We start from the raw sequence: 17,873 nt of genomic DNA, 5'->3' as shown, positions 1-17,873 counted from the left end.
CTTCTGGATAAACAGGCAAAACTCGTGGATAAATAGCCAAAACTTATGGATTCAACCAGTCCAATGCCCCTAGGGGTATATGTTCTGAGCCGTTCTCAGCCACGAACCTTCTCGAAATTTTAAACGAAAGGAACGACACTATGAGGCAAACGCTACTCATTGCCCATCTAACGGTAAAATGCTGGCTAAAGCAGCCTTTTCCCCTGTTTGCCATGATGCTGTTTCCCATTCTTTTACTTGGAATCACGTATCTCGGGCTAAAACCACTTCTTGAAGAAAAGCAGTGGGTAGAGCCTTTTGCCGTAGCGATCGTAGATGAAGATAACACGTTTGAAACCAAATTGCTCATGAAGCAGTATGAGAACTCAGAAGAACTAAAAAACGTATTAACCTTTGAAAAAACAGATGCAGAAACCGCGAGTGAAAAGCTGGCTAACAACGAGATCGCGGGCATGGTGATCGTACCGGATGGATTTACTAAAGGGATTCGCGGCGGTAAAAATATCCCCGTAACCGTCATTGGAAACCCTGAACGGCCTTTTCAAGCAAAACTCCTTCAGCAAGTGATGGTGTCAAACGCCAACTTGATCTCTTCTGCACAAAGTGGAGCGAACGCAGCTTTTCATTATTTAAGGAAAATGGACTTAAGTTCTGAAGAATTCCGTGCATACCGCGACACGGTTATCACGGATTTTACACTGCAAGCATTGAATAGAAACAAGATTTACGAAACGGAAACGCTAAGTGCGTTCGGCGGAGTCACAACAATCGACTATTACAGCTTATCTGGTGTGTTGATCCTGTTACTCGTTGGCGGATTGTTTGGTATGAGTTTAACCGCAAGAAGTGAACAAACCGCACTGCACGAAAGACTAACGCTACAAGGGATAAGGTCTGGCATATTCTTTTTTAGCAATGTACTATCCGTTTTCCTTCTGCTCGTCATCCAAAGTGTTGTTTTGACTCTACTATTTTATGCTTTAACAAAAACGTGGAGCATCACAGCGACATTCATACTTTTAGCATACTGCCTCAGCGTCGCATCTCTATTCGCGCTTTGTCAGGAACTTTTTGTTCGTAACGCAGCAAAATGGGGAGCGGGAATCATCCTTGCAATGGGACTCATTGCTACAAGCGGAAGTGTTCTGCCACTATCGTATCTTCCGGAAGTGTGGCGGAGCGTAAGTATGCTTAACATCGTGCATCACGCACACAGCGGACTAATTGAAACACTATTTGTGGGGAACGAAACCTGGATGTCTGTTCTCGTCTTACTTAGCTTTTCAATCATCATTTGGGCAGTGAGTTTGCTGCTTATCACAATAAAGAAGAGGTTGCCATGGTCTGGACAATTGCCATTACACGTATAAAATTATTGCTTCAAAGTCCGTGGAGCTGGCTGGGACTCATCGTTCCGGTTCTCGTGCTGATTTTCTTAGACATGTCCGTTGAAAAAACAAGTAACGCGACCAAGATTCCTGTTGTGATCGTGGATGAGGATGAAACGGAATACTCGAAAACAGTTGTAGAACGAGTGAGTAAAAATCCAGCTGTAGCGGTAAGTGTTCGGAATGAAGAGGATGCGCGAAATCAGATCGAGACGCAAAAAGCCGCCATCGGTTTCTTTATACCTGAAGGGTTTATGGAAAGCATACAGAAAAATGATGAAGATGAGCTCGTGACGATGTGGCTCTCGTCAGGTTCGATTTCTCATGGGTTGGTGCGTGAGATTTTCGCAAGTGAAGTGAAGCGGCTATCGAGTAATTCGTATGGCGCCAATACGGTATTAAAAACATACGGAAAAAGTGAGAAGCTAGATGCTAAGGAACAAGCTGCAGTCTGGAAAGATGCTTGGGCCTATAGCGATAAGCATTGGGAGCCGAAGCCTCTTATGACGGTTGACTATAAAGTTGGGGTAACGAGAGAATCATCGGTAGTAGATTCTGGCGGTGCCGCTTCGATCTATGTTCCAGGAATGCTCGTTCTTCTCATGTTGTTTAGTTTTTTATATAACAGCTGGCCGATTAAAGACCGAGAATCTGGTATGCGGTCCAGAGTGCCTTACGCAGCCGGCCGATTTTCAACTTACTGGTTCGGAAACGCATTAGGCGTGTTACTTTTGCAGATAACATTGCTCGTATTATTGTTTAGTTATGGCTGGTGGAGAGATGAGTTACAGTTAAACGCGGCAACGATTTTTGGCTTGATCGGCTACGTCTTATTCCTAAACGCACTATCTCTTCTGTTTGCTTATTTCGTGCATAGCAACCGCACATGGCAAGCGATCACACTCTTTGTCGTATTGTGCACATCGCTTCTAAGCGGAACTTTCTTCCCGAGCGATGAGCTATCAAGCTTTTTACAACGCGCTGCAGAATGGACGCCGCAATATTGGATCGTATCCTCTCTAAACCAAGGAACGCTTATGATTCCATTCATATTCGTAGGTCTAAGCATCGTTTTATACGTACTTTCAACATTAAAGGCAGGTGACAACGCTTGATTGCAGCAGAAAATCTGAAAAAGAAGTTTGGTAGAAAAGAAGTACTAAAAGAAATGAACTTCTTTATCGAAAAAGGAGAAACCGTCGGCGTTGTTGGCCCGAACGGTGCAGGTAAATCAACGCTTTTGAGAATCCTCGCGACCCTTATGAAAGGATCTGGCGGATCGATTCAGATCGATGGGCTTGATGTAAGGAAAGAACAAAAGAAGATTCGACAGAGAATTGGTTACGTACCGCAAGAAATAGCTGTCTATCATGAACTGACAACGCGCGAAAACTTACGATTTTTTTCAAAGTTAGCGAAAGGATCGTCAGAAGAAAGATGGATGCAGCGCTGCGAGGAGTGGCGACTGGCTGAGCACCTCGATAAAAAAGTGAAGCATCTGTCCGGTGGTAACCAGAGAAAGCTAAACATCTTAATTGCCATGCTTCATGACCCGGACCTTTTGATTCTGGATGAACCCACAGTCGGAATCGACATATCCGCAAAGCAAGAGATCGTAAATGATTTGCGGCAGCTGGGTAGGGAAGGGAAGACAATCCTTTATTCCAGTCATGACGCGCAAGAGCTCGAAACATTATGTACTTCTTTTTTAATTCTAAAAGAAGGAGAGTTATTATTTTACGGGTCAAAACAAAAAGTGAGACAGTTCGGTTCCGTTGCACAATCTGAAAATTTCGCGGAAACGCTTGGAGAGATCGTTGGATGAAGTCTGCTGAGAGGGCAGGCTTTTTTTATCCTGAATATTCCAACCAAAGAAGAAAAGTGCTAATATAAGTATGTGAAGAGTTTCACATAGGAGGTGGTTTTTTTGTCAGAAAATCTTTCAAGGAAAATTGATTCAGCGCTTTTCTCAGCTTTTTTACTACCCGGTTTGCTGAGTTTTTATATTATTTATGATTATGGCTTCTCAGAAGATTTGTTTATCCTGTTGATAATATTATTCTTTACTTTGGTGGGAAACTTTTTTTATGCAATACCTGTTTCAATTCTGATTGATTGGATTACAAAAAGTTGTCGTAAATCTCAATTTTTCATCTCAGGTTTTTTACATATTTTCTTTGGCTTTATTACTTTCTTTATTATTGAAGGGTTAAACCTTTTTGCTATTGCATGTGCCTTTCTTTTTTTCTTATCGGAAGAATGGCAAAAACGAAAAGAAAATCCATTTAATTGGAAAATAGGGGTAGTGAATGGTGTTGTTGTAGTTGTTATTGTGGTCCTTGCTGTTTATTCGTCATTTTTATTGGACAAGTGGATGGAAAAAGAAACACATGAATATTATCTTATTCCAGCTAATTACGAGGGTAAAGTAACTGTAATATATAACATAAAGCAAAAGCCAGTAGCAAAAAAGATGGGAGACTATAACGTGATACAAGTAAACGATCATGGTTATGCTCTTACTTCGTTACCTCAAGCAGAGGGAACGATTAAAAATAAATATTATTTTGTAGATAAAAATGGTCAAAAAGTAGAGATTGATGAGAAGTGTGTTCACATAGGTAGTTCGGGTTCTATTTCAAATGATGAACAGGAGTTCCATTTTTCAAATATTACTGTTAAAAAGAATGGATGTACAGATGATTTTTATATAAATGGAAATATGTATGGAGAGGATCGTAGTCTTGAAATAGAAGAAATCCTGCAGCGAGAAGGCCTTGGTGATTTTGGATATTAAAGGAAGAGAGTATTTATAAAAATAAACATTTTAGCACAATACTAAATTCGACGAGATTTTACAAGAAGACCAAATTCCTATTTTCCGTAACCGAAGCGTAAAACACAAGTCCTACTATTTATTGTAGGATAATAATAGATTACTTGGAAAATCAAAGGAGTTTGGGATAAATAATGAAAAAATGGATAGTTACATCAGTTCTAGGAGCTAGTTTATTATTGTCGCCACTACAGGCGTTTGCAAATATTGGAGATCAGACACTTCGTCCAACAATGACACACTCAGATGTGAAAACACTTCAAACAATTTTGCGAGATAAAGGTTATTTTACATATAGCGGTTCGGCAACGACATACTTCGGATCATATACTAAGAGTGCGGTAATGAGCTTTCAGCGTGCAAAAGGTTTAACGGCGGACGGGATTGCTGGCCGCAGTACTTTTAACAAACTAGGAGTCTATAATGTTAATAATCCGTATCTAGTAGACTATGCAAAACGTTTTCAAGGGACTCCATATAAGTGGGGTGGGACAACAACTGCTGGGTTTGACTGTTCGGGTTATATCAACTACGTTTTTAAAAACTCTCACAATATCGTTTTGCCACGCACAGTGAAAGATATGTGGAGTAACACAGGATATCGAGTATCAGCTCAAAGTGTAGGAGATCTCGTGTTCTTCTCAACGACTACTTCTGGAGCTTCACACATGGGTATCTATATCGGAAACGGGAAGTTTATCCACGCTGGTTCATCAACAGGAGTAACCATTTCAGATATGAGCAACAGCTACTGGAAGCCGCGTTATTTAGGAACGAAACGTCTATAAATAATTATCCAAGAGGAATGGCTCTGCAATTGTAGAGGCTATTCCTCTTTTTATGTACACATAACTATTAATAGACTAGTTCATTATTTGTACTTCTAGTGTTGATAACTTTTATTTTATTCTTTTCAGTAATGGACTGATCTGAATGGTAACTTAACTCTGAAAAGAAACAAAATTGAGTTGCAGGATAGGGTTGAGATAATTTGGTTAAATCAAATTCTGTTGCTCTGTACACTTCATCTATACAATCTAGGGCTACTTGTTCTAGACCTTTTTCAAATAGATCATCCATGTTATCAAAGTCTGTCATTATAGAAATGGTCGTTCCCATGCGATAATATGTAAACTTAACTCCAACTTGATTGTTCATATGAAAAGCCTCCGTAATAAAAGTAAATTAGAATAGTATTTAAGTGAGTGGGTATTCAGGCTGTTTATAAAACGGATTTAACTACTTTGCTTTAGAATATTGAGCTAACAGGTTTTGAAAAATAAATAGTCCTTTATTCTTTATCGGCTAAAGCTTTATAAATATTAAGAGAAGTTTTTTTGAAAAATGTTTTTATTAGGATTAAGTCTATTGAAACAAGGAAAAATGGTAGACGAATATTAAATAACAGAAGCACAAACCAGAGTTTGCGCTTCTGTTCTAATTCTTATCCTAGAACAAGATTCTTGCCCAAGGATCGCAGCAGCAATGATGATGCTTTTTCTTAGCTTTTTTGAACTTCTTGCACTTCAACACTTCGTAGCTAGAAGATGAAGAAGAGGATGAAGAAGAGGACGAAGAGGATGAAGAGGATGAAGAAGAAGATTCTTCACAAACCCATTCTACTTTCTTGTAACACTTCTCAACTTTCTCATGCTTCTCGTGCTTCTCATGTTTGCAGTGGTCGTAGTTTCCACACTTGTTACACATTAATTGTTTCACCTCACAAATTGATACCGACTTCCAATTGGTTTCGGTTTCTGTATATCATATGTAGAGGCAGACAAGTTGCTTAGACGAACGTTGAGATTTTAAGAAATTGGGGTCTGACCCCAAACAAATACAAATCCCTTCAATTTGTTCTTCTCAGAAATACACCGAAGAACTACAATTTAAAATTAGAAAACGAAAAATCCACACTGCAGCTGCAGCGTGGATTTTTATCACTTGGTAGGTTCTTGTATGTGCATTCCTTCCTTCGCAAAAGCAAAGTGGATGGCGTGCTTCAAGTTTCTAAAATATGTACTTTCTCCTAGAGAATATTGGTGTTTAGTGATTTCCATACTCAATTCAGGTGAGATCCCGACCAACAATGTTTCCATTCCAAACAGTCGGGCAGAAGAAACAAGCTTGTTCAACATACCTACCATTTCCGTATCAATAGACTTGATACCTGTAAGATCTAAGATCACGAATTTAGCACGGTGTTGTGGAAGTGCAGTCAGGGTATGCTCTAACATATCGTTTGAACGAAGCTCATTGTATTTTCCGATTAAAGGTATAACTACGATGTGATCAGTTACTGGAATGATCGGAGAGGAAATCTCGCGAATGAGATCTGTTAACTCTCTTGTTCGGTCTTCAACCATAGCTTCAAGCTTCATGATTTCATGCTGTTCTTCTCGTTGAACGAGATCGCGGATATTATCTTTTGGTGTTATATGTGATTCTGAAATGGCTAATTTTAGCGTGGTAGGGTCTGATTCGTTTTCCAAAACTTCATACCACATGTTGGTTTGAAAGAGTCCAGTGAAAACGCCAGCCCAGTGACCAGGTAAAAAACGACCCATGCGTTCGCTGTTCTGCGCTTTTTTCACTTTCGTTTCCCAGCTGTTCGTAATCGTAATAATCGCTTTTTTCTTTTTAACATCAAGCTCTATGTATGTTTTTCCCCAACCAGCTGATGCATAAATGGCAGGTAATGATTCAGCGGAAATTTCAATATCTCCAATCGTTCTTATGTAAAAGTCACTAACGATTAACCCTGTCCGATACCCAGCTGTTTCGTAAACAAGGTCCGCGGTTCCTTCTCCTGTGATCTCTTCAATGGAATCGAGGAATACCTTGAATGCTGAATCAATCCAAAACAGCATTACATCTTGGCCTTCAAATTGAAAAATACCTTTAGCTGTGTCCCAATGAAAAGAAGAACCATTAACATCTACACTTTTTTGAGAATCCATTAGTTCGTTTGGCGAATGCTTCATTTATAATCCTCCATAGCAAAAATAGTAGACACCCTTTTCCCGTACCCTATTTCAATTAACATTAAACATTCGTGTGGGGTTTGACCCCTCACAAATACAAAACCCATAATATGTACATTCCACGAAGACACCCACAAATAATTTAACAACGTAAAAACCACCTGATGCTATCAGGTGGTTAGGTTTGTTTGTTTTTCCATTTGTTAAATTCAAGAAACTCTTTAAACTGCTCTTTACTAACACCAGAACCCATGGCTTCTTTTACTAAATCTGCCCATTCCTGGTCTAAGTTTTTTGTGTCAACTTCTGGCTTAATTAAGTGGTCAACAGAAATATCCAACACATCCGCAATTTTTTCTAAAAGCTGTATTGATGGATTTTGCTGTATATTCCGTTCTAAAGCACTTATATAAGACTTAGCAACCCCTGCTCTGTCAGCTAAAGCTGTAATGGAGAGGCCTTTTTCGGTACGGTATTTTTTAACTCGCTCACCAATTATCATTTGCAATCCCCATTTTAAGAAATAATTTGCTTTCATTATATCTTTCTGTATGAGGTAAGTAAATAAATTCTGTGACTTGCTTACTATTTCACTGAATTAATTTCCTTGCAATTGATATTTTTCTAGTATTAATTGTGGGTTTTGTAAAAAACGAATAATCTCTTCTTTAGTGAAACCCTGATCTCTAGCTTCTTTCATCAATTCAATCCACTCGTGATCTAACTGAAATGCCTTTTCCACTAAGAATCCCTCCAGAATTAAGTGATATCCAGGTAACCCGGCGATCGTAGCTTTTTAGCCTTAGACCCGTGGCTTTGCGCCCGCTTCTTTCGAATGTGTTTGCCCTTGTCTGGAGGACAATTGGGTAATATTCCCTAACTCAAATTGATTATATCCAAGCTAAATAGAAAATGTTGTCAGAAAATGACTGTAACAAAAATGTAATATATGAAAATCTCATTTGACCCCTATAAAACTTTTTTAGAGGAATGATGCGGGTTATGTTGAAATTATTCATTATAAATACTCATTAAACGAATTTTTACTACTGAAAGGATGAATAAATTGCCTAATAAATTGCCAATGAATTTGTCGAATCAACTCAGTTTACCTGTGATTAACGCCCCGATGTTTCTTGTATCAAGTCCTGATATGGTGTTGGAAAGCTGCAAGAACGGAATTATAGGGACGTTTCCTTTATTAAATGCACGCACCTCCGATCTATTAGAAAATTGGATGAAACATATCTCAGAAGAGCTAAGTAAAGCTAGGGAAGTAGATCCTTCGGCAAAGATAGCTCCATGGGGTGTTAACTTAATTGTTCACCGTACGAATAAACGTTTTGAAGAAGATTTAGAGCTAATAAAAAAATATGAGCCGCCAGTGGTAATTACTTCTCTAGGGAATCCAAGTGATGTGGCCAAAATCGTACACGGATACGGTGGTCTCGTATTCTCTGACGTTATCTCGCTTGATCACGCCCGTAAGGCTGCTAAGACTGGCATCGATGGATTAATACTCGTGTGCAGTGGAGCAGGTGGTCATGGTGGAACGTTAAATCCATTTGCTTTCTTAAAAGCAGTAAAAGAATTCTGGGATGGAATGACGATTCTAGCTGGGGCGATTTCTACAGGTGAAGAAATACTAGCTGCCAAAATTCTTGGAGCAGACCTCGTATACATGGGTACGCGCTTTATAGCGACTCAAGAATCTTCAGCGAGCGAAGATTACCGGCAAATGTTGATAGATTCTACACTTGAGGATCTTGTTTATACAGACGCGATTAGTGGAATAAAAGGAAACTACCTACTTCCATCCCTTCAAAAAGCGGGATTTGATGTCGAAAACTTGATGAAAATAGATTCCATCGATCTCTCGTTTTCTGAATCAAAAGCAAAAGCTTGGAAAGACATTTGGTCAGCGGGACAAGGTGTAGGCAGTGTGAAGCAAGTTTCTACCATCCAGGAAGTAGTAGATGACCTTAAAGCTGAATATAAAAATGCGTTACATACAAAGGAAGCTATTAGTATAATTCCTTGATTTTAATAGTCCTTTAGAACTAAATCCCCCAAAAACTATGTGCATAAACATAGTTTTTGGGGGATGTTTTATGTTGTCCTTCTGAAGTGGACAAATTATAAGGTTTTGTTTTTGTTTGGGGTCAGACCCCAAATAAAAACAAGATAATTCATCAGATAAAAAGAGGACTGAACTGAATGAGAGAGAAAGTATTAGGTAATATCTTTATGTTAAGAAAACGTGTAAACTGTAAGGGATTCCTTACAATACAATTAAAATTGAAATGCTAATTATAGTGGAGGTGTTACCATGAATTTATTCTCATCTATTACGGAAGAAAGTTTTAACTATTTAATACATGATTATGGATTTTCTGAACCGATCGATACAGATGGGAGTTGGAAGACAACCTTCTTATACACAAATGACCAACTTGCGATTGAAATCGAATTAAATTATCGAGACATGGATACATTTATTTTTATGAAAAAAATGGGTGAAGATAAAGAGTGTGATGTTTCTCGTATGCAACTTGAGGAAATTATCAATATAGAGCCAGTCAAAAGCAAGGGTGATCAAACTACAATTGAGGAGTTTGAAAAGGGAATTGTGGAAAAAGCGGTTCTATTAAAAACTCATCTTAACCAGATTATAAACAAAAAGGAAAGAATCTTCTCATAGTTGAGGAAAGAGATAACCACAAAATAGGTTATCTCTTTTTTTGTTAAAGACTATAAATAAGAAAAACGGGTGCAACATAAACCGAAATCATTAGTATTGCTAGAAAAACACCCATTTTACTAGTTCCACCGCGTTTGCGAATTTCATGGATCTTTTCTTTATCGCTGATTGAACCTTGCTCAATCATGCTAATTTGTTTTTGCGCATGCTTTTTATACAGAAGGTTACCTCCAATGCCTAGCCAGCCAGAAAGAGCGGCACCTAGAGATCGATTGATAAGTGTTCCTTCAATTTCCATTAAAAGAAAAATGATATCGATGGCAAAAAAAGCAGCTAAGACAAGAAGAATGGGTGTATACATCTTTCGATAACCAAGCCATAAGAGCGTTAAGAAAAAAGCAGCCCAATTAAAACTATTATCCTTTTGCCACTTCTTTAAGTAATAATCCTTCTTTTTCTCTCCAACAAACTCTATAAGTTTTGTTTCCTGTCTTGCATCCATAACTCCATCGAAATTGGAATACTTCGTATTAGTTTCAGTGAACGGCTCCAATCTATATAACTCCTCTTATATTTTATTAACTGTATCTATTTTTATATCAAATACAGCTACAGGAATATATTCCATTTTATTCTAAAATTAAAACACAATAAGATTTTAAATTGGGAGATAGCCACTAAAATTGAAACACAACTGTTCTTAAATGAAAACAAAAACTAAAAAACCACATCACTCTTAACCTTTCCTTTCTTTCTTTAAGAATAATTAAATACCCAAAAGAAACAAGAATTGACAAGGTTTTCAACTCCTGCTATATTGAAAACAAATAAGTTCTATATAAAGAACAAAGGCTTGTATAAAGAACAAAAAGGATTCTCACCTATTTTTTTAATCTTTTTGTTCTTTAAAAAGAACAAAACTTTAAGGCGTAGGGAGTGATTACTAATTCGCGTTCTAATTTTGTTTCTTATTTGCTTTATGACAATGGCAATTACTAGTACTAATTCTATTGAAGAGAAAAAACCTGAAAACAAACAAGTGGAATCACTGGATGAGATCACTTCAGGCGTAATCTTTAAAACTAAGTCTATTAATCAACCAACAAAAACTAACCAATGGCAATTATTGTGGAGTGATGAGTTCCAAAATGAATTATCGTTAAAAGATTGGAATCTTCAGGATTGGCCATCTGATAAAAATGGTGAATGGCAATACTACACACCTGAAAACGTGAAGGTTCTAGACGGGCATCTTGTTATCAAAAGTAAAAGAGAGCGGTTTAAGGGAAGGAACTACACTTCTGGGGCTTTGACTACAGAGAATAAATTGGAATTCACTTACGGAAAGATTGACATAAGAGCTAAACTTCCAAAAGGTAAAGGGGTATTTCCGGCTTTTTGGTTAGTGAATTCGATAAACGGAAACTGGCTGCCAGAGATTGATATGATGGAGAATTTGGGGGATTCGCCGAATGAACTATATTTTGTTGTTCATTGGCAGGATTCTCATGGAAAGAAAAAGAGAGACTTCAGGCATTTTATTAGTAAAGATGTAGATTTCTCGAAGGACTTTCACCTATACAGCCTCATTTGGGAAAAAGACAAGATTGTTTGGTTAATTGACAATCAGGAAGTATTCCAAACAACAGAGTTTTCTCCTTCTACTCCTTTATTCCTTTATTTAAATACAGCAATTGGTGGTAATTGGCCAGGCCCACCTAGTCCAACAGATTCATATCCTAAAGACATGTTAATTGACTATGTTCATGTTTATCAAAAAAGTGAAGGGAGTGGTCAATAATGCTGTTTACGTATTTTGCTTTAGGAATCTTCATGGCTTTTGTTATCTTTCAATCCCTTTATATATTCATTCCACTCTTCAAAAATGAGAAAAAGAAGATAAATGAAGTTACTAAGAACTATACATTTTCTGTTATTGTCCCTGCCTATAATGAGGAAAAGGTGATCCGGCATTGTTTAGTAGGTTTTCTTTATTCAAAGTACAAAGATGCAGAGTTGATCATTGTTAATGACGGATCAACAGATAACACGCTGCACTATCTGAATAAGCTCCTAGCTTTCAAAGTATGTGATAGGAAAATAGACAAAGAATTGAAGTATCAATATATAAAGAATACGTACCAGTCATTAAAATTTCCCAATATATATGTAATCGATAAAGTAAATGGCGGTAAAGCTGATGCTCTTAACGCTGGGATTGGATTTAGCCAAAATGAAATTGTTGTCACGTTAGATGCAGATAGTTATTTACAAAAGCACGCACTAGAGGAAATAAATATGAAATTTCAAGAAAAAGACGTAATTGCATGTGGCGGTAATGTACTCATCGCACAAGCATTTACGGGAGATATCCAGAATTTAAAACCAACATTTAGGGTGAAGGGAATTATAAAGTTTCAATTTCTTCAATATTTAACAGCGTTCTATCTGCATAAAAGAGCTCAAGCTTCCATCGGTGCGATTACTGTTATCGCGGGGGCATTCGGTGCATTTAGAAGAGAGACACTTTTTAATATAAACGGCTTTAGGAAAACAATTGGTGAGGATATGGACATCACGCTAAAGCTGCACAAATATATAAAAGAAACGAAAAGTAAGCAAAAAGTAGCCTTTGTGCCAACTGCCCTTTGTTACACAGAGTGTCCAAGCACATTAAAGGATATGTTTAAACAACGAGTTAGATGGCAGAAAGCATTTATAGATTGTCTCGTTCATTACCGAAAGTGTTATTTTCATAAATTTTCAATCCGATTCTCTCTCTTTTTCTTAGTTGATCAATTTATTATTGGAACTTTAAACGCGTTTCCATTCGTTATTACTCCATTCTTAATACTCTATAACCAGAGCAACGTTTTCTTATTGCTTCTTCTTGGACTAGGAGCAGTTATGCTTTTCATGTATCAGAGCTTAACAACGATTTATGTCACTCATCTTCATGGAATCAAGTTTTCTAAAGTAGATCTTGCAAGGATAATCCTATTCCTTCCTTTTGAAATCTTTGTTTACCGCATGATTAACCTTTCTTTTGTTGTGTATGGTACGATTTCTTATTTTTATAAATCTCAATCATGGGACAAGTTAGAGCGATCTGGGAACATCTCTTGGAAAGGGGTGAAGAGAGCATGAAGGAACTCATTTCTAAAATTTCCGTTGCCTCTGGTTTTCTTATCCTTTTGAGTGGTCTAGGTTGGGGGCTTGGATTTGTAATCAATGAGTACGAGATTCTCGCTAAAGAACATGAAGGTCTACTGCCCCGCAATCAGCGAATTGCTTTAGAAAGCTGTGAAGATGGATCGAAAAGGATTGTTAGAACATTTGCTGTCCAAAAAGCGGCAAAAGATATCCCGATTTTAACGTACCATCGAATTGTCGATGAGAAAGATATAGTTAAAAAACATTATATTAACGGAAAAGTAAATCCTATGATCGTTACAAAAGCAGATTTCAAAAAACAGATGACATATTTGAAAGATGAGGGATACATCACCTTATCACTTAATGAATTGCATGGCTTTTTAACAAGGGATATATCACTACCAGAGAAAAGTGTTGTCATCACGTTCGATGATGGATACAAAGATAACTTTATAGAAGCTTATCCTATCCTAAAAAAATACGACTTCAAAGCTGTGAACTTTATCATTACAGGTGCAATATCTAATAAAGTACATCCGTATACACCTGAACATGTGCAATATTTCGGTGCAAAAGAATTAAGAAGAGGATGCGATGTATTTGAGTATCAAAGTCATACGTACAGCTTTCATAAAAGAGAGAAAAAGAATGGAGTAAAAACTTCGTACTTATTGTCAAAGTCTAAAGATGATGTAGTTAACGATATTCATACAAGCATCTTCCAATTAGGAGGAGAACGCCTAGGCTTTGCCTATCCATATGGGGAGTATTCTCCAGAAAGTATTAAGATAATAAAGCAAGCGGGATTTAAAATGGCGTTTACAACAGAAGAAAGAGCAGCAAGTCCTAAAGACCATATGTATGAAATTCCACGGTTTCAGATTTTATATAACACTTCATTTAAAGAATTTAAGCAGCATGTGAAATAGCGATAGGTATATAGCATAAACATAATTGTAGGTTGGAGGGGTTATACATGATTGGGGCCAAAATACGAAATCTACGAGTTGAAAAGGGGCTAACCTTAACTGAGCTTGCGGAAAAGGCTGGAATCGCAAAATCATATCTGAGTAACATAGAACGAAATCTACAAAACAATCCTACGTTTGAATACATTAATAAAATTGCAAGAGCGTTGGATGTCGAACAAGAAAGATTATTATTTGAAGCAGATAGCGTTGGAAATAGTGAGGTTCAAAATGACCTTATGAATTTTAAAAAAGCGTTAGCTCAAATGGACGATTATCAATTGGAAGAATTGATTGATTACATTGAGTTTACAATGTGGAAACGAAAACAAATGAACTAATTTTATTACTTCTTTCCCTTTCTATTCCAATTATAATTATAAAAAGCGCATTAAAGGGTTCCAATTTTCTAAAAAATATAGTAAAATAATTTGAAAATTAGGTTTCGTTTTATCGGAATTGGGGAAGGAGAGTATATTTGGGGATGAAACATATTACATCTGGGTTTGGATTTGCGTTTATCTTCTTAGCAGCGCTTTTTGCACTAGGTCTCTATCAAACGGTGATGGTATGGGGGAACATTAACTTGTTCTTTGAACGAATAATGGGACTGACTTCAACTTCATTTATTTCTTCCATACTTCTATTCTGGTCAATTACGAGTGCTTTTTGGATTCTTAGCTTAAAAGTGTTAGATTTTGCGCATAAAACAGAATTGTACAATACGAAGAACGCTATCTTCGGTATGTTGTTCTTATTCTTCGCCATTCCATTTGGCATTTGCGTACAAGTTTACCATGCGCTTAACATGAATACTGGCGTAACAACTATTACAACTGCACTGTTTATCATGACAATTGTTTCGTTTATAATTGGGTTTGTGTTTAAATTTAGACGAACTGCACGATAATTTAAAAAATACCGCAGACCTTAATGTCTGCGGTATTTTTGTTATGTTTTTGAAACGAAACGAAATTTAATACGTTCAAATGCTTTTCCATCAACTACTACTAATTTTTCATTAAAATCCTCAATATAACCAGAAGCAAGGGTCAAATCTTCCTTAACGCAAACAACATCTACTTTTACCATTAAATAACGGTGGTTGTTAAAATCAAAATCATTAACGATAGAACTGCCGCTTGGAATAATATACATGACCGCTCTCCTTTATCATACAAACTACCTATATCATATACTGGAAAAAAATAACTGTAAAGCGAAATTTTTTCTTAGCTATGCTAGGTTATTTTTACGATAAAACCTTGGCTCTATAGAGCCAAGGTCATGGTCAAGCAGTTAAATTATTTACCGATCCACACTACTCCGGAAGAGTTATCTTTGGATTCGCCTAAGATTAAGAACTTAAGCCCATACTTAGGTAGATTCTTACCAGCGTCATCAATCACGCCGTCTTCTGCACTTCCATTGTAATCGGTTTTGTCGATATAGGACATAGAATCACTAAATCCAGGCGCACCTTTTTGTGATTTGTAATCAAAAATTCCCCGACTTGGTGAATCAATATACCAACTAGGTGTTTGGTCATAAGAGAATGCTGCATCCGCAATCTGATAACGTGTTGAATCTTCTACTGTAGGTTTCCCGTCTTTCTTACCAACAATAGCTTTTGGATGTGAATCTACTACACCGATAAATCCTTCTCCTGGATGATCACCAACCCAGTTGTCTGTGTAGCTATCATCTCCATACCATACAAGCATTCCTGTATTGTATTTAACACCGCGGCTACTCTGTAACGCTTTATCAGATCCAGCTGTATTTCTCCATTCAATATAGTAATAATGATTTGCATAAGAGATACCGTTTGAAGTTGTAAATCCATCAGTAGTAAACTTAGTTGCGCCTTCAGCATCATCTGAGAAAACGACTTGACCGTCTGCTGTTAGGACAGCATTATCAAGCGCAAAGCCTTCTGGTGCAAGTCCACCATCAGTTGAATAGTCAAAGACAAGTTGCACTTTTTGTCCAGCATATGCACTTAGATCATAGGATTTGTCAACCCATTTTCCTTCAGTTGTATATTTCTCTTTTTCTGCATTTGTGGCAGTCCAACCAAGCCTGTCAATTTCAACTATTTTCCCATCTTCTTTTTTTACAAAGACGGTTAATTTATCATATTCTCCGCCATTTTCAATTTCATAGTTTGCTTTGTAAGAAAATACAGCAGATGTTTTACCAGTCAGATCAAGAGTAGGGGAAGTCATACTTGTATGAAGGTTATCTCCCTTCGTACTGTAATAGTATTTGTTTCCAAACTCAGGTTGAATCTTACTTTTTACCGGCTTTTGAGGAAGGTTTACTTTGACAATACCGGCATTTTTAGACTTTGTTACGGATTGATCAATTTGAATAGTTTTACCAACTCGAGTTAAGTCCTTTGAATCAATCTCTGTGATATTTGCCCAGTTTCCTCCCATGATTTTCTGGAAGTACTCTTTGTTCTGCGGGGAAAAACTCGTTGGTTCTGTTCCAGCAATCTTACCATTCCAGCTTCCGCCACTCATGATGGACCATGAAGCAACTGGTTCACCGTCACCTGTGTATTGTGTGTCGTATTCATCTGGAAGACCTAAGTCATGACCGAATTCGTGTGCGAATACCCCAACGGCACCATCCTCAGGTTCAACCGTATAATCCCAAGCTGCCATTTGTCCGCCCCAATAAGGAACAGATGCTTTAGTGCCAGGAACACTATAAGGTCCGTTTCCTAAAACCCAACGGTGAGACCAAATTGCATCATTACCTAATTTACCACCGCCTGCTTCTTGTCCAACACCTGCATGAATAACCATCAAGTGATCAACCAATCCGTCGGGCTCATTCATGTTTCCATCTTGATCCAGATCATATATATCTAGTTCATCAAAATCTGCTAAGTTAACTCCGCTTGCAGCAGCTGCATTTAGAGCATCTTTTACAAAGTCACGTGGTCCCTTTGGATTTAAGTTGTCGTGACCGCCTGCTGGATTATCATCGCCATATTCTTTTGCAGTTCCTGGAACAGTCAACCAATCGGTAACATACCCATCAACAGTGTAGCTTCCGCCTGATTGCTCTTCATAGTATTGTTTAAAGGTTTTCACTTTTGATTTATCAAATAACTCAAAGTCGCTGTCCCCGAAAAGCATTTTTTCGTAATGTTCACGGCTAAAGTTTTCAGAGTACATATACCCAGGTTCTTGAGTGATATTATTATGTTTGAAATCGGAGAATTCTGCTAAAAGGACTAATACTTTATCTTCGCGTTTCTCGCCTTTGTATTTGACAGGCTTTGCAGGATCTACTTGTAATAAGCCACTACTCTTACCACTCTTAATCTCTTGGCTCTTGTTTAGCTTCTTAGTTAATTTCTCTTTTTGATTAGATAAAAACTCTCGTGATTTATTTGAAATATCCTTTGTAGATTTACTCTTTTTATCTACTGTAGCGGCATTTCCTTTTTTGCTTTTCAGCTCTATATATTTTTTAACCGCTTTAGCTGTTTCAGCTTGAGAAGCGTTTTTAGAAATGATTCCTCGCTGTTTTAAAGATTTTGCTAAACGATCTTGATCAACTATGTGCATATCAATAGGTGATGATTCCAAAATCGTGTTTGTTTTTGAATAGGAAGTCTCGAATGATGTACCTTCACTTTTTGTTAAAGCAGTAGGTGCTAATAGACTCATAGAAAGACTCGTTAATAACAATGATGTCCCCAGTTTTTTACTCCATTTTCCCATTTGTTCTCCTCCTGTTTTTCATTGAATTAGTTGAACATAATGTTGCCTAGTAAATCATCTCCCTTTTTATGTAACATCAATACTTTTTATAGAACAA

19 protein-coding genes and 1 riboswitch are annotated in these 17,873 nt (G+C 37.3%); of the genes, 12 read left to right on the top strand and 7 right to left on the bottom strand.

Going from position 1 to position 17,873, the window contains the following annotated elements; translation table 11 throughout:
* The first annotated feature begins 140 nt into the window (after window positions 1–140).
* From ACNJYY_RS19955 to ACNJYY_RS19935, 5 genes are all read left to right on the top strand, one after another.
* Complete coding sequence (locus ACNJYY_RS19955; RefSeq protein WP_416729846.1) at window positions 141–1,370, top strand: ABC transporter permease; 1,230 nt, start codon at window positions 141–143, stop codon at window positions 1,368–1,370.
* Entirely contained in the window at window positions 1,340–2,503 is a 1,164-nt protein-coding gene (locus ACNJYY_RS19950) for an ABC transporter permease (RefSeq protein ID WP_416729845.1), read from the top strand. Before ACNJYY_RS19955 ends, ACNJYY_RS19950 begins: the two co-directional genes overlap by 31 nt.
* Complete coding sequence (locus ACNJYY_RS19945; protein ID WP_416729844.1) at window positions 2,500–3,213, top strand: ABC transporter ATP-binding protein; 714 nt, start codon at window positions 2,500–2,502, stop codon at window positions 3,211–3,213. Before ACNJYY_RS19950 ends, ACNJYY_RS19945 begins: the two co-directional genes overlap by 4 nt.
* 102 nt (window positions 3,214–3,315) lie before the next feature.
* Window positions 3,316–4,185: a DUF6843 domain-containing protein gene (locus ACNJYY_RS19940; RefSeq protein ID WP_416729843.1), complete on the top strand. Its 870-nt coding sequence runs from the start codon at window positions 3,316–3,318 to the stop codon at window positions 4,183–4,185.
* 173 nt (window positions 4,186–4,358) lie between these two features.
* Entirely contained in the window at window positions 4,359–5,012 is a 654-nt protein-coding gene (locus tag ACNJYY_RS19935) for an NlpC/P60 family protein (RefSeq protein WP_416729842.1), read from the top strand.
* A gap of 67 nt (window positions 5,013–5,079) precedes the next feature.
* Here ACNJYY_RS19935 and ACNJYY_RS19930 read toward each other — a convergent pair whose 3' ends face one another.
* The 4 genes from ACNJYY_RS19930 to ACNJYY_RS19915 all read right to left on the bottom strand — a co-directional run bounded on the left by ACNJYY_RS19930 (window position 5,080) and on the right by ACNJYY_RS19915 (window position 7,950).
* Window positions 5,080–5,382 carry a hypothetical protein gene (locus ACNJYY_RS19930; RefSeq protein ID WP_416729841.1) on the bottom strand — a complete coding sequence of 101 codons (303 nt, stop codon included), beginning with the start codon at window positions 5,380–5,382 and terminating at the stop codon, window positions 5,080–5,082.
* A gap of 782 nt (window positions 5,383–6,164) precedes the next feature.
* The gene (locus tag ACNJYY_RS19925; protein WP_416729840.1) at window positions 6,165–7,208 is read right to left on the bottom strand and encodes an STAS domain-containing protein; all 1,044 of its coding nucleotides are present in this window, start codon (window positions 7,206–7,208) and stop codon (window positions 6,165–6,167) included.
* 178 nt (window positions 7,209–7,386) lie between these two features.
* Window positions 7,387–7,707: a helix-turn-helix domain-containing protein gene (locus ACNJYY_RS19920; RefSeq protein WP_416731917.1), complete on the bottom strand. Its 321-nt coding sequence runs from the start codon at window positions 7,705–7,707 to the stop codon at window positions 7,387–7,389.
* 99 nt (window positions 7,708–7,806) lie between these two features.
* Window positions 7,807–7,950, bottom strand: coding sequence for an anti-repressor SinI family protein (locus ACNJYY_RS19915; RefSeq protein ID WP_416729839.1), 144 nt, complete (start codon window positions 7,948–7,950; stop codon window positions 7,807–7,809).
* A gap of 28 nt (window positions 7,951–7,978) precedes the next feature.
* Window positions 7,979–8,064, bottom strand: a riboswitch (cyclic di-GMP riboswitch).
* A gap of 210 nt (window positions 8,065–8,274) precedes the next feature.
* Between ACNJYY_RS19915 and ACNJYY_RS19910 the strand changes: the two genes are divergently transcribed.
* Both ACNJYY_RS19910 and ACNJYY_RS19905 read left to right on the top strand, forming a co-directional pair.
* Window positions 8,275–9,249 carry an NAD(P)H-dependent flavin oxidoreductase gene (locus ACNJYY_RS19910; protein WP_416729838.1) on the top strand — a complete coding sequence of 325 codons (975 nt, stop codon included), beginning with the start codon at window positions 8,275–8,277 and terminating at the stop codon, window positions 9,247–9,249.
* 288 nt (window positions 9,250–9,537) lie between these two features.
* Window positions 9,538–9,909 (top strand): hypothetical protein, encoded by a 372-nt coding sequence (locus ACNJYY_RS19905; RefSeq protein WP_416729837.1) that lies wholly within the window; start codon window positions 9,538–9,540, stop codon window positions 9,907–9,909.
* 43 nt (window positions 9,910–9,952) lie between these two features.
* Here ACNJYY_RS19905 and ACNJYY_RS19900 read toward each other — a convergent pair whose 3' ends face one another.
* Window positions 9,953–10,462: a DUF2628 domain-containing protein gene (locus ACNJYY_RS19900; protein ID WP_416729836.1), complete on the bottom strand. Its 510-nt coding sequence runs from the start codon at window positions 10,460–10,462 to the stop codon at window positions 9,953–9,955.
* A 432-nt stretch (window positions 10,463–10,894) separates the two neighbouring features.
* On the opposite strand from ACNJYY_RS19900, the gene ACNJYY_RS19895 reads away from it, so the two are divergent.
* From ACNJYY_RS19895 to ACNJYY_RS19875, 5 genes are all read left to right on the top strand, one after another.
* Window positions 10,895–11,710 carry a family 16 glycosylhydrolase gene (locus tag ACNJYY_RS19895; protein WP_416729835.1) on the top strand — a complete coding sequence of 272 codons (816 nt, stop codon included), beginning with the start codon at window positions 10,895–10,897 and terminating at the stop codon, window positions 11,708–11,710.
* Entirely contained in the window at window positions 11,710–13,056 is a 1,347-nt protein-coding gene (locus tag ACNJYY_RS19890) for a glycosyltransferase family 2 protein (protein ID WP_416729834.1), read from the top strand. The genes ACNJYY_RS19895 and ACNJYY_RS19890 overlap by 1 nt, the downstream gene beginning before the upstream one ends.
* The gene (locus tag ACNJYY_RS19885; protein WP_416729833.1) at window positions 13,053–13,994 is read left to right on the top strand and encodes a polysaccharide deacetylase family protein; all 942 of its coding nucleotides are present in this window, start codon (window positions 13,053–13,055) and stop codon (window positions 13,992–13,994) included. Before ACNJYY_RS19890 ends, ACNJYY_RS19885 begins: the two co-directional genes overlap by 4 nt.
* A 47-nt stretch (window positions 13,995–14,041) precedes the next feature.
* On the top strand, window positions 14,042–14,374 hold the full coding sequence (locus ACNJYY_RS19880) for a helix-turn-helix domain-containing protein (protein WP_416729832.1): 333 nt from the start codon (window positions 14,042–14,044) through the stop codon (window positions 14,372–14,374).
* Between the two features lie 143 nt (window positions 14,375–14,517).
* Entirely contained in the window at window positions 14,518–14,943 is a 426-nt protein-coding gene (locus ACNJYY_RS19875; protein WP_416729831.1) for a hypothetical protein, read from the top strand.
* Window positions 14,944–14,984: 41 nt separating this feature from the next.
* Here ACNJYY_RS19875 and ACNJYY_RS19870 read toward each other — a convergent pair whose 3' ends face one another.
* Together ACNJYY_RS19870 and ACNJYY_RS19865 are read right to left on the bottom strand one after the other, a co-directional pair.
* Window positions 14,985–15,191, bottom strand: a complete 207-nt coding sequence (locus ACNJYY_RS19870; protein ID WP_416729830.1) for a hypothetical protein — start codon at window positions 15,189–15,191, stop codon at window positions 14,985–14,987.
* Window positions 15,192–15,337: 146 nt separating this feature from the next.
* Window positions 15,338–17,776 carry an immune inhibitor A domain-containing protein gene (locus ACNJYY_RS19865; protein WP_416729829.1) on the bottom strand — a complete coding sequence of 813 codons (2,439 nt, stop codon included), beginning with the start codon at window positions 17,774–17,776 and terminating at the stop codon, window positions 15,338–15,340.
* Window positions 17,777–17,873: the final 97 nt, after the last annotated feature.

Source organism: Fictibacillus tiangongensis (genome assembly GCF_048083785.1).
Taxonomy (GTDB): Bacteria; Bacillota; Bacilli; order Bacillales; family Fictibacillaceae; genus Fictibacillus.
This window is presented reverse-complemented; position numbering and strand designations above follow the sequence as displayed.

Coding starts and splice junctions, on each gene's coding strand:
- ACNJYY_RS19955 (WP_416729846.1), top strand. CDS start 141: ATGAGGCAAACGCTACTCATTGCCCATCTAACGGTAAAATGCTGGCTA.
- ACNJYY_RS19870 (WP_416729830.1), bottom strand. CDS start 15,191: ATGTATATTATTCCAAGCGGCAGTTCTATCGTTAATGATTTTGATTTT.
- ACNJYY_RS19875 (WP_416729831.1), top strand. CDS start 14,518: ATGAAACATATTACATCTGGGTTTGGATTTGCGTTTATCTTCTTAGCA.
- ACNJYY_RS19885 (WP_416729833.1), top strand. CDS start 13,053: ATGAAGGAACTCATTTCTAAAATTTCCGTTGCCTCTGGTTTTCTTATC.
- ACNJYY_RS19890 (WP_416729834.1), top strand. CDS start 11,710: ATGCTGTTTACGTATTTTGCTTTAGGAATCTTCATGGCTTTTGTTATC.
- ACNJYY_RS19895 (WP_416729835.1), top strand. CDS start 10,895: ATGGCAATTACTAGTACTAATTCTATTGAAGAGAAAAAACCTGAAAAC.
- ACNJYY_RS19905 (WP_416729837.1), top strand. CDS start 9,538: ATGAATTTATTCTCATCTATTACGGAAGAAAGTTTTAACTATTTAATA.
- ACNJYY_RS19950 (WP_416729845.1), top strand. CDS start 1,340: ATGGTCTGGACAATTGCCATTACACGTATAAAATTATTGCTTCAAAGT.
- ACNJYY_RS19925 (WP_416729840.1), bottom strand. CDS start 7,208: ATGAAGCATTCGCCAAACGAACTAATGGATTCTCAAAAAAGTGTAGAT.
- ACNJYY_RS19865 (WP_416729829.1), bottom strand. CDS start 17,776: ATGGGAAAATGGAGTAAAAAACTGGGGACATCATTGTTATTAACGAGT.
- ACNJYY_RS19935 (WP_416729842.1), top strand. CDS start 4,359: ATGAAAAAATGGATAGTTACATCAGTTCTAGGAGCTAGTTTATTATTG.
- ACNJYY_RS19880 (WP_416729832.1), top strand. CDS start 14,042: ATGATTGGGGCCAAAATACGAAATCTACGAGTTGAAAAGGGGCTAACC.
- ACNJYY_RS19930 (WP_416729841.1), bottom strand. CDS start 5,382: ATGAACAATCAAGTTGGAGTTAAGTTTACATATTATCGCATGGGAACG.